General features: G+C 40.5%; 1 protein-coding gene. It reads right to left on the bottom strand.

All coding sequences use genetic code 11. From position 1 onward, the window contains the following. Positions 1 to 22: 22 nt before the first annotated feature. On the bottom strand, positions 23 to 889 hold the full coding sequence (locus tag HP456_RS24385) for a MinD/ParA family protein (protein ID WP_172255824.1): 867 nt from the start codon (positions 887 to 889) through the stop codon (positions 23 to 25). Positions 890 to 911: the final 22 nt, after the last annotated feature.

The raw sequence follows: 911 nt of genomic DNA, 5'->3' as shown, positions 1-911 counted from the left end.
CAGTACTTTTTTCTTCACCTTCTTACCTCCTGAAAAGTAAGTTCTTAATGTTTTTCAGAAACGAAGTTTTTTCTTCTTGGTCCACTGATTTATCAGCCTCCGAAAGAAAATTTTGTGCAAGAGAATGCAAACCCAACGTAATCGGTGCACGGGGGAAACCCTTTGTCAATGGGGTCTGCTGGCTGACTGCTTTTCTCACGGCAGGATCTTCAGGCAGTATACCTAAAGAGACAACTTCTTTACCTAAAAACTTCCTTACTGTTTCCTGCAGCCTTGTAATGGTCGCCATCCCTTCCTGACGGTTCTCAGCACGATTACACACAAGGTAAAACTCCTTTTTCCCATCCCTGAGATGAATATATTTCATCATTGAATATGCATCTGTTATGGAAGTAGGTTCCGGAGTGGTCACTACCATGATTTGTTCCATTGTTAATAAAAAATCCAAAGTCTCTCTAGTGGCCCCTGCTCCCATATCGAAAAATATCACATCATACCTAAGGACCAGATAGTCCATCGCTTCATAAAACCGATTGATCTGTTCTTCATTCCATTCTACTATACTTTTGAGTCCGTTCCCGGCACTGATATAGGATATACCATGAACGTTTTCACATATGATGTTTTCTATCTCAGGCTCCCTGCCCTCGATAAAATCCATGATCGAGTAGCGGTGATGACTTCCTAACAATATATGGATGTTTCCCATGCCGATATCCATGTCAAACAGAAGGACCTTTTTATTTGCTTCACCTATCAGTATAGAAAGATTAGTAGATATATTTGATTTTCCGACTCCTCCTTTTCCACTGACGATACCGATCGTTTTAGCAGGAGTTGTAGAGTTTAACAGCATTTTTTGTCTTAAGTTATACGCCTGATCTTTCATGGCTGAACCCTTTCAGAAGTAA

The organism is Bacillus haikouensis, assembly GCF_013179555.1.
Taxonomy (GTDB): domain Bacteria; phylum Bacillota; class Bacilli; order Bacillales; family Bacillaceae_B; genus Rossellomorea; species Rossellomorea haikouensis_A.
Note: the sequence above shows the minus strand (reverse complement) of the source record. Positions and strands in the feature narration are given on the sequence as shown.